7 protein-coding genes are annotated in these 7216 nt (G+C 65.5%); 5 read left to right on the top strand and 2 right to left on the bottom strand.

Going from position 1 to position 7216, the window contains the following annotated elements:
- The coding region (locus QN345_RS13570; protein WP_323508107.1) for a hypothetical protein at window positions 1–335 on the bottom strand (335 nt) is incomplete at its 3' end.
- A gap of 179 nt (window positions 336–514) precedes the next feature.
- A complete protein-coding gene (locus QN345_RS13565; RefSeq protein WP_322135230.1) occupies window positions 515–1342 on the bottom strand; it encodes a DeoR/GlpR family DNA-binding transcription regulator in 828 nt (275 codons plus the stop codon).
- A gap of 181 nt (window positions 1343–1523) precedes the next feature.
- On the opposite strand from QN345_RS13565, the gene QN345_RS13560 reads away from it, so the two are divergent.
- The 5 genes from QN345_RS13560 to QN345_RS13540 all read left to right on the top strand — a co-directional run bounded on the left by QN345_RS13560 (window position 1524) and on the right by QN345_RS13540 (window position 7130).
- Entirely contained in the window at window positions 1524–2429 is a 906-nt protein-coding gene (locus tag QN345_RS13560) for a class II fructose-bisphosphate aldolase (protein ID WP_322135229.1), read from the top strand.
- Window positions 2430–2508: 79 nt separating this feature from the next.
- Window positions 2509–3843, top strand: a complete 1335-nt coding sequence (locus tag QN345_RS13555; protein WP_322135228.1) for a D-tagatose-bisphosphate aldolase, class II, non-catalytic subunit — start codon at window positions 2509–2511, stop codon at window positions 3841–3843.
- Entirely contained in the window at window positions 3836–5038 is a 1203-nt protein-coding gene (locus tag QN345_RS13550; protein ID WP_198413447.1) for an SIS domain-containing protein, read from the top strand. The genes QN345_RS13555 and QN345_RS13550 overlap by 8 nt, the downstream gene beginning before the upstream one ends.
- Window positions 5039–5043: 5 nt before the next feature.
- The gene (locus QN345_RS13545; protein WP_134561567.1) at window positions 5044–6009 is read left to right on the top strand and encodes an N-acetylglucosamine kinase; all 966 of its coding nucleotides are present in this window, start codon (window positions 5044–5046) and stop codon (window positions 6007–6009) included.
- Between the two features lie 164 nt (window positions 6010–6173).
- Entirely contained in the window at window positions 6174–7130 is a 957-nt protein-coding gene (locus QN345_RS13540; RefSeq protein WP_322135227.1) for a DMT family transporter, read from the top strand.
- Window positions 7131–7216 lie beyond the last annotated feature (86 nt).

Genomic DNA, 7216 nt, shown 5'->3' with positions numbered 1-7216 from the left:
CGGTCCACATCCGTCGCCGTGCTCACCCGGGCCGCATCCACCGTCCGACCGATCGCCTCCACGGTACTCAGCGCCGTGACAGCTTCTGTGTCGCTGAGCAGCCCGACCGGGATCGCCGCCAGGGCATCGGCGAGAACCGCCTGCGCCTCGGCGAGCCTTGCGACAGCATCCGCATGCACCGACGGCACCGAGCCGGCCAGACCCTCCGAGCCCTCGAAACCCTCGGCAACCGCGACCGAATAGGCCGACTCGACGACTGCGGTGGGCTGATCACCCGCGGCCACTGAATCGTGGGCCTGCGGGGTGTGTGACTGGGGATCGGAAGCTCCTGCCATGCCCCGATTCTACCCCGAATCGAATACGAATACGAGACTTACTCAGTTAATTAAATGGCTTACTTATTCAGAAATCAAATTTGATCACGACCACATCGCCGCGCGCGCAACGTCCTCCCGCCTGCGTGTCGGCCGCGGCCTCTGTGTCACGGCGAACATTCTGAGGACTATGCCGTGCCCTACCGACGCACAGCGCTGAGGTCGACGATGTGTACGGTTACCCCGGCGTCTGCGATCAACTGAAGCGCGGCGGGGTCCGCGTCGGAATCTGTGACGAAATCGTCGATCTCGCTCAGGTCGGCCATCTTCGCGAGGGTGACCTGTCCGACTTTCGAACCGTCGGCAACGACGATCACACGCTGGGCGTTGGCAACCATGGCGTGATTGGTGCGCGCTTCGGTTTCATCGTGGGTCGTCACACCCCCTGACACGCTGATGCCGTCGGTGCCCAGAATGGCAGTGCCCACGTTGATCGCTTTGAACGTGTTCTCGGACAGCGAGCCGACCGCCTCGAAGGAGCTCTGCCGAACGACGCCTCCCGTCATGATCACCTTGAGCTTCGGGCGTGCCGCGCACTCCAGCGCAATAGTGAGCGAATTCGTCACAATGGTCAGTCCTGACCGATTACTGAGCGCCCGGGCGACCTCGGCCGTCGTGGTCCCCCCACTCAGGGCTATCGCATACGGTCCAGCGGGGATCATTTCCACCGCACGACGCGCGATCAACTGCTTGGCCTCACGGAACTGGGTATTCCGGAGCCGAACGGGAATTTCGCTGCGGGCATCCAGGGCGCGGGCCCCGCCATGCGTCCGCACGAGCAGCCCCTGTTCGTCCAGGTCCGCCAGATCGCGCCGCAGGGTCGCCGCCGAAATACCGAGCGCCTCCGCGAGCGCGGACTGCGACATGCTCGTCTGTTCGTGAAGGAGCGACAGCACCAAGCGCATCCGCTCTGAGCGCTTGCCGGAGACCGCACGAGGGGTGGATGGATACGAGCCGTTCTGGATCATGAGACGCCTTACCGAAATTGAAACGCGCAGTATTTCTGTCCACTTTAGCAGCAAAATTGCGCGCTCCGCGCACTCTGGCGCAGTATCAAGCCATGGCCATCGTGATGGTGCAGTGCACGGATGGTGTCGAGCCGACATCGCCCGAATCGCACTCCATCACTGCCGGGAGGAGCTCGTCATCTTGCTCGCCACAACTCGCGATCTCATCGACCACTTCGGCGCAGGCAACCGTGCCGTTCTCGCCTTCAACGTGATCACCCTCGAGCACGCCGAAGCCATCGCGATCGGAGTGGAGCGCGCCAATACCGGCGCGATTCTCCAGGTGAGCGAGAACGCGATCCGGTTCCACAACGGCAGGATCTCGCCGATCATCGCGGCCTGCGCGAAGATCGCCGCCGAGTCCTCCGCGCCCATCTCCATTCATCTCGACCATTTCCAGGACCTTGCGCTCACCGAACACGCCATCGATCTGGCGAACGATCTCGGCGTGAGCTCGATCATGGTCGATGCCGCTCATCTCCCCCACGACCAGAACGTTCGCCAGACCCGCGAACTGGCTCGGCGCGCCCACGCCCGCGGCCTCTGGGTCGAGGCTGAGCTGGGCGAAATCGGCGGCAAAGACGGCGCACACTCTCCGCTCGCACGCACCCAGCCCGATGAGGCGCGTGACTTCGTCGCGCAGACCACCGTCGACGGGCTCGCCGTTGCGGTCGGCAGTTCACACGCGATGACGTCACAGGTTGCCGAGCTCGACCTCGCGCTCATCGCCCAACTCGCCGGAATCGTGCCCGTCCCCCTCGTCCTCCACGGATCCTCCGGCGTCAGCGACACGACGCTCGTCGCGGCCATCGCCGCCGGAATGCGCAAGATCAACGTCGGAACGGCACTGAACATCGCATTCACGGGCGGCGTCCGGCGGTTCCTGGCCACCAACCCGGATGTCACCGATCCGCGCACATACATTCGCGACGGCTGCGAGTCCATCTCCCGCACCGTCACGCACCTGTGCACCGTGCTCGACACGGCAGCGGCGCACAACCCCACCACCTCGGATTCAGCCCTCCTCACCGGGCTGGGTACCCGCTGACCCATCCACCCCCGAGACCCATCGATCGAACCACCCCGCCCCGAACAACGGGACGCCCGTGGGACTGCAAAGGAGCACAATGGTTAATCAACTCTGGAACACGGTACGTCGGCATAAGGCGGGTGAAACCGTCGGAATCTATTCAGTATGCTCGGCGCACCCGACCGTGCTCGAGGCTGCCATCCGCCAGGCGGATGCCGACGGAACCTACGTTCTCATCGAGGCCACATCCAACCAGGTCGACCAGTTCGGCGGGTACACCGGCATGCGTCCGGCCGACTTCCGCGATCTGGTCTACTCGATCGCCGACAGGGTCGGCTTCGCCAGGGACCGGCTTGTCCTCGGTGGCGACCACCTCGGTCCCAACCGATGGCAGAACCTCAGCGCTGACGAGGCCATGGCGAATGCCGACGCCCTCGTCACGGCATACGTCGAAGCCGGCTATACCAAGATCCACCTGGACTGCAGCATGTCCTGCGCCGGGGATCCCGTGCCGGCCGGCGACGACCTCGCGGCCGATCGCTCAGCACGGCTGTTGCGGGTTGCCGAGGATACAGCCACGCGCGCCGGCCTCCCGAGCGACATCCTGTACGTGATCGGCACAGAGGTCCCGGTACCGGGAGGCGCGCACGAGACCCTCGGCACCCTGACTGCGACATCCGCCGTGGCGGCCCGAGCGACCCTCGACCGACACCGCGCCGCGTTCGAGAAGGTCGGCCTCACCGACATCTGGCCACGCATCATCGCGCTCGTCGTGCAGCCCGCCGTGGAATTCGACCACCTGCAGGTCATCGACTACCACCGCGAAGGGACCGTGCAGCTGCGGACCGTCCTGAACGACGAGCCGGGGCTGGTGTTCGAGGCCCACTCCACCGACTACCAGGAGACGGGCCGGCTCGCCGAACTCGTCGAAGACCACTGGGCGATCCTCAAGGTCGGACCCGGACTGACGTTCGCGATGCGGGAAGCCCTCTTCGCCCTCGCGAAGATCGAAGACGAGCTCGTGCCGGTCGCGGATCGCTCCGCACTCGTCGAGGTCATCGAACGGCGGATGCTCGCCCGTCCGGACTATTGGGCGGGGTACTACGAGGGCACGGCCCAGCAGCAGCGCCTTGCCCGCCGGTTCAGCTACAGCGACCGGCTGCGTTACTACTGGCCGGACCCGGAGATCGAAGCCGCCGAGAACCGCCTCTACGACAACCTCTCCGCCCTGCAGATTCCGCTTCCCCTCATCAGCCAGTTCCTTCCCGAGCAATACGCCAGGGTACGGGCCGGGAGCCTTGCTCCCGAACCGCGCGCGCTCGTCGTGGACAAGATCCGCGACGCCCTGCGCCCATACGCCTTCGCCTGTTTCCCGACGGTCCGCGACCGTTCCACAACAACCACCACCATCCAGGGAGCACTCCTTGTCTAACCCCACCGCCACATCCACCCCGGCCGCATCGGCGACCATCGGCCACGCCGCAGGCCCCGGGTCTGAAGCCACCGTCCGCGAGATCGCCCAGCAACCGGATGTCTGGCGCGAGGCCTCGGCGAACATCGCCGCCCAGCGCACCGACATCGATGCCTTCCTCGCACCCCTCCTCTCCCAATCCGACTTGCGCATCGTTCTCACGGGAGCAGGGACATCCGCCTTCGTCGGCGACATCGCGGCACCGGCACTGTCGCGACTCCTCGGCCGCCGCGTTGACGCCGTGGCCACGACGGACATCGTCTCGAATCCCCGGGAGAGCTTCGCCGAAGACGTTCCCACCCTGCTCGTCTCCTTCGCCCGCTCGGGCAACAGCCCGGAGAGCAGCGCCGCAACGGTCCTCGCCGACCAGGTGCTCACCGACGTCAGCCACCTGATTCTGACCTGCAACGAAGACGGGAACCTCTTCACGGACCATCAGGGACGCGCACACTCGAAGGTCGTGCTGATGCCGCGTCGCTCCAACGACGAAGGCTTCGCAATGACGTCGAGCTTCACGTCGATGCTCCTGTCAAGTCTCCTGATCCTCGGCGGCGCGAACGACGACGCCGTTGCCGCCCTTTCCACGGCCGCAACGCAGATCATCGACTGCCGCCAGCCCGAGATCCGCGCACTGGCAGAGGCCGGCTACGAACGCATCGTCTACATCGGCAGCGGGCCACTGACCGGCCTCGCCCGCGAATCAGCCCTCAAGGTCCTCGAACTGACGGCCGGTGCGATTGTCACCTACTACGACTCGTCCCTCGGCTTCCGCCACGGCCCCAAGGCCGTCCTCGATGAGACCACGCTCGCCCTGGTCTACGTGTCTTCCGACCCCTATACCCGCGAGTATGACCTCGACATCATCGCCGAACTGCGCACAGCGCTCAGCCCCGAACGCGTCGTCGCGATCTCCTCCCTGCCACTGCCGGCAGCCGACGGCCATTCGTGGATCCTCTCGGACCTCGCGGGCCTGGATGACGCGTTCCTGGCCGTCGGCTACATCGTCATCGCGCAGCTTCTGGGGCTCTCGTTCTCCCTCACGCTCGGCGCCACCCCCGACAACCCGTTCCCGGGCGGAACCGTCAACCGCGTCGTCAAGGGCGTGCACATCCACCCGCTGTCCGCGTCCGCGGGCACCCTCACGAACGCGAGCTGAGAGCCATGTCATTCTTCCTCGGGGTTGACGGCGGCGGCTCAAAAACCGCCTTCGTCCTCCTCAACGACTCCGGACACATCGTCGCGGAAACACAGACACCGAGTTGCTATTACTTCAGCGAGGGCATCGAGCTCGTCGGCCGAATCCTCACCCAGGGCATCGACACGATCACCGCCCAGGCCGGAATCGAGACGAAGGACATCGACCAGGCCTTCTTCGGGCTCCCGGGATACGGCGAGGTCAGCTCTGATATCGAACGACTGAACGCCGTGCCCCGCGCGGTGCTCGGGCACGACCGCTACACGTGCGACAACGACATGGTGTGCGGCTGGGCCGGATCCCTCGGTGCCGTCGACGGGATCAACGTGATCAGCGGAACCGGCTCGATGACCTACGGAGAACGTGCAGGCCATGGCCACCGGGTCGGCGGCTGGAGCGAGCTCTTCGGCGACGAAGGCTCCGCATACTGGATCGCGATCCGCGGTCTCAACGCCTTCACCCGGATGAGCGACGGCCGACTCCCCCGCGGCCCCCTCTACGACGTCGTCAAGGCCCGTGCCGACGTGAACAGCGATCTCGACCTGATCGACGTCGTCGTGAATCAGTGGAAGGGACAGCGAGGGGCGATCGCCGACCTCTCCAAGACCGTCGTCGAAGCCGCCGCCCAGGGCGACCTCATCGCCGCGCAGATCCTCACGGATGCCTGCGCCGAGCTGGCCAGGATCGTCGACACGACGCGCACGGAGCTCGGTTTCGGCGACGACGACACGGTCCCCGTGTCCTATTCGGGAGGCATGTTCACGGCCGCCGCCGTCCGCAGCGGATTCGAAGAGGCGCTTTCGGCACTGCCGCCGAAATACGAGTTACGCACTCCGCTGTTCGGCCCCGCCGTCGGCGCAGCGCTCTACGCCGCGAAGAAGGCGGGCACCCCGCTGTCCGAAGCCGCGCTGGCGCAACTCCGGTCCCACTGACCTCACCCGCACCACGCACTACGCACTACGCACTACGCACTACGCACTACGCACTACGCACTACGCACCACGCACCACGCACCACGCACCACGCACCACGCACCACCAAGCACGTCCCCCTGAGTAAGTCCAAGCAAGTAACAGATGTCAACGAGGAGATCATTGTGAAGAAAACGCAGAGTTGGATATTTTACGCAGCACTATTGGTGCTGTTCTGGGGAGTCTGGGGCGCATTCTCGTCCCTCCCCATCACCCTCTACGGGTACCCGGATGAAATGGTCTACGTGATCTGGGCCGTCGTGATGATCATCCCGGCAGTCTTCGCGCTGCGCGGCCAGAAGTTCGACCGCCGCCCGAAGGCCGCCATGTACGGTCTCCTCATCGGCCTGACCGGGGCCGGCGGCCAGCTGCTCCTGTTCAACGCCCTGTCGTCCGGTCCCGCATACCTGATCTTCCCGATCATCTCCATTTCGCCGGCCATCACCGTTCTCATGGCCGTGGCGTTCCTCCGGGAGCGCCTGCCCAAGGTCGCCGTCATCGGCTTGGTCGCGGCACTGGCCGCCATCGTTCTCTTCAGCGTCGCCGGAGGCTCAGGGGACGCCACATCCGGTCCTTGGCTGGTTATCGCCATCTTCGTCTGCATTGCGTGGGGCGTGCAGGCCTTCTTCATGCGGAAGGCGGCGACCATCGGAGTGAACGACGCGACGACCTTCGCCTGGATGGCCATCAGCGGCCTGATCCTCACTCCCTTTGCGATCATGGCGATGGGCGGCCTCCCGCTCAACGTCCCCTGGCAGGCGCCCGCATTGACCGCCGCCACCCAGCTCCTCAATGCGGTCGGCGCGTTGTTCCTCGTCATGGCCCTGAGCCGAGGCAAGGCATCCATCGTTGCGCCCACGACGAACGCCCTCGCCCCCGTTCTCACTATCGTGGTGTCGCTCGTCGTCTACCAGACGCTGCCGACCATTTTCGGAACGATCGCGATTGTCCTGGCGCTCGTCGGCTCGACCCTCATGGTCTACAGCGACGAACGACGTGGGGAGGCGCTGCCGCCCGCCCTGCTCGAGAACGAGGACAGCGCGCCGAAGAAAACCCACGAGCCCGCTGACACCGTGGGTTAACAGGCACAGTGGGTTAGCCGGCACAGTCGCTGCCAGCTCCGCACCGGCCCGCCCGCACGCGTCTCGAACATCGAGAAACGTGCGGG

Source organism: Cryobacterium sp. 10I1 (genome assembly GCF_035019805.1).
GTDB lineage: Bacteria > Actinomycetota > Actinomycetes > Actinomycetales > Microbacteriaceae > Cryobacterium > Cryobacterium glucosi.
Note: the sequence above shows the minus strand (reverse complement) of the source record. Positions and strands in the feature narration are given on the sequence as shown.

Coding starts and splice junctions, on each gene's coding strand:
- QN345_RS13555 (WP_322135228.1), top strand. CDS start 2,509: ATGGTTAATCAACTCTGGAACACGGTACGTCGGCATAAGGCGGGTGAA.
- QN345_RS13545 (WP_134561567.1), top strand. CDS start 5,044: ATGTCATTCTTCCTCGGGGTTGACGGCGGCGGCTCAAAAACCGCCTTC.
- QN345_RS13565 (WP_322135230.1), bottom strand. CDS start 1,342: ATGATCCAGAACGGCTCGTATCCATCCACCCCTCGTGCGGTCTCCGGC.